At 67.6% G+C, this 2,863-nt stretch carries 2 protein-coding genes; one reads left to right on the plus strand and one right to left on the minus strand.

Annotated features, from left to right (window positions below; genetic code table 11):
• Nucleotides 1–188: 188 nt before the first annotated feature.
• Nucleotides 189–1,640 (minus strand): MFS transporter, encoded by a 1,452-nt coding sequence (locus tag ACRDPS_RS09530; RefSeq protein WP_431501391.1) that lies wholly within the window; start codon nucleotides 1,638–1,640, stop codon nucleotides 189–191.
• Between the two features lie 269 nt (nucleotides 1,641–1,909).
• Between ACRDPS_RS09530 and ACRDPS_RS09535 the strand changes: the two genes are divergently transcribed.
• On the plus strand, nucleotides 1,910–2,863 hold a 954-nt coding region (locus tag ACRDPS_RS09535), incomplete at its 3' end, for a ScyD/ScyE family protein (RefSeq protein WP_431501392.1).

Consider the following 2,863-nt stretch of genomic DNA (forward strand, 5'->3'; position numbering starts at 1 on the left):
CCGTCTGCGCCCTGGTCACCTTCGCCGTCTATCTGCGCCCGCAGCCGGCCGAGGTCCGGGAGCTGGCCGACGTACGCATCTGAGCCGGCCGCGCGCTTGGGGTAACACGTCGTTCGTAGTACTACTCGCCCTATCAGATAGGGCGAGTAGTACTACGAACGACGTGTTACCCCGAGCGCGCGGCCGGCTCAGATGCGTACGTCCGCCAGCTCGCGGACCTCGGCCGGCTGCGGGCGCAGATAGACGGCGAAGGTGACCAGGGCGCAGACGGCGTAGAAGACCGTGAACGCGATGAACGCCGACTTGGTGGCGTCGAGCGGGTTCGAGACCCAGGGACTGTTGAAGGCGATCGGGATGAGGAAGCCGCCGATCGCGCCGACGGCGCCGATGATGCCGACCGCGGCGGAGGACTTCTTGGTCGCACTCACCAGCGCGGCCTCGCGGTCGGCCGTGCCCGGCGTGGTGGCCAGCTCGGCCTCGCGGCGGAAGATCGACGGGATCATCTTGTAGGTCGACCCGTTGCCGATCCCCGAGGCGACGAAGACCAGCATGAAGAAGCCCAGGAACGCGGGGAACCAGGACTGGTTCTGCAGCGCGATCGCGGGCGAGGCGTCCGGGTTCGGGGTGAGCTGCATCAGCGTCCACAGCACCGCGAGGGTGAAGACGACCATCCCGATGAACGCACCGAGCGTGACCTTCGCGCCGCCCCAGCGGTCGGCCAGCCAGCCGCCCAGGGGCCTGGTCGCGGAGCCGACCAGTGCGCCGAGGAACGCGAAGTAGGCGAAGTAGATGCCGGTCCCGAGCGGCTCCGGCGAGGGCACCCAGAAGTTGAGCTTGATCAGCAGCGGCATCGCGGCGGAGTAGCCGATGAACGACCCGAAGGTGCCGATGTAGAGCAACGACATGATCCAGGTCTGGCGCGACTTCACCACCGAGAGCTGCTCGCGCGGGGACGACTTCGCGGAGGTGATGTTGTCCATGAAGAAGAAGGCGGCCAGGATCGCGATGACGGCCAGCGCCGCGTAGACGAAGGCGGCCCGCTCGAGGTGGATCCCGCCGTCGGCGGCCTTGACCAGCCCGAAGATCCCCGCGCCTCCGACGATGACCGGCAGCAGGAACTGGATCAGCGCGACCCCGAGGTTGCCGCCGGCGGCGTTGAGGCCGAGTGCCGCACCCTTCTTGGACGCGGGATAGAAGAAGTTGATGTTGGCCATCGAGGAGGCGAAGTTCCCGCCGCCGAGCCCGGCCGTGGCGGCGATGAGGCAGAAGACCCAGTAGGGCGTGGCCGGCTGGGTGACGGCGTACGCGAAGCCGAGGGTCGGTACGAGCAGCAGCCCGGCAGACATCATCGTCCAGTTGCGGCCACCGAACCTGGGCACGGCGAGGGTGTAGGGCACCCGAAGCAGCGCCCCGACCAGGTTGGGGATCGCGATCAGGAAGAAGAGCTGACCCGGGGTGAAGTCGAAGCCCTGGGCGACCAGGAAGGCCGAGGAGACCGACCAGATCAGCCAGACCGAGAACCCGAGGTGCTCGGCGAAGATCGACCAGATCAGGTTGCGGCGGGCGGTCCTCGCCCCGGTCTGTTCCCAGAAGGTGGCGTCCTCCGGACGCCAGTCGTCGATCCAGTGGCGGCGGCTCATGATGGGCTCCTCTGATGCGGCGGTTACGGCAGTCGGCGAGATGTCCTCACCCTCGCCAGCCCACGTTTCAACCGCCGCCAACCCCCGCGTGCGTGCCCGTCAACTTCCGCTCACAGCCTCACAGGTCTCACAGCCTCACCCAGCCGCCCCGTCCGAAATCAGCCTTACCCAAACCGGGCGATTCCATGGCGACCAGAAGTTATGAGACTGAAACAGCGGCCGGCGACAACGCAGTCGTCGGCCCGACAGACCACACAGTGGAGGCACAGATGTCCAGATTTCCACGGTGGCTGACGGCGGCTGCCGCACTGTCCATTGGTGCGGCACTCATCGCCACCACACCCGCTGCACAGGCCCATCGTCCCAACCCCGGGCTGCCCACCGGCGTTCTCGCATCCGACCTGCTCACCCCGCTCAGCGCGGCCGTGGACGATGACGGCACGGCGTACGTCTCCTCGAACTTCGGCGGGCAGATCCTGAAGGTCAGAGCGGGCAAGGCGCCGAAGCTGATCTACACCGATCCCAACGGCTACGAGGTCGGTGGCCTGTCCGTCGACGACGGCGTGGTGACCTTCGTCGTGACCCGTTCGGACCGCGAGACCTTCGAGAACACCGGCAGCTGGCTCAAGCGGCTCTACTCCTCCGGCAAGGTCAGGACAGTCGCCGACCTGAACGCCCACGAGACGAAGCACAACCCCGACAGACGTACGTCCTACGGGTTCCGCAAGAGCGACCCCGAGTGCGACGCGAAGTGGCCGGCCGAGATCGGCGCGCCCGCGGCCTACCAGGGCGGGATCGACTCCCATCCGTACGCCACGGCCACCAAGCACGGCAGCACCTACGTCGCCGACGCCGGCGGGAACACGGTCCTGTCCGTCTCCTCCTCGGGTCGTGTGAAGACGGTCGCGACGCTGCCGGGGATCCCCTACACTTTCACTCCGGAGGTGGTCGAGGGATTCGGGCTCGACCCGTGCTTCGTCGACAGGACCTACTACTTCGAGGGCGTCCCGACCGATGTCGAGACCGGCCCGGGTGGACGGCTCTACGTGTCCAGCCTGCCCGGCGGTCCGGAGGGTCCTGAGCTCGGTGCGCGTGGGAGCGTCTTCAGCATCGACGCCAAGAAGGGGCACCTGAAGCAGGTCGCTCGCGGGTTCCTCGGCGCCACCGGCGTCGCGGTCAGCCACTCCGGCACGATCTACGTCGCCGAGATGTTCGCGAACAAG

Origin of the sequence: Nocardioides sp., from assembly GCF_050699375.1 — a bacterium.
GTDB lineage: Bacteria > Actinomycetota > Actinomycetes > Propionibacteriales > Nocardioidaceae > Nocardioides.

Excerpts from the sequence above, each read along its gene's own strand:
- ACRDPS_RS09530 (WP_431501391.1), bottom strand. The coding sequence starts at position 1,640 with ATGAGCCGCCGCCACTGGATCGACGACTGGCGTCCGGAGGACGCCACC.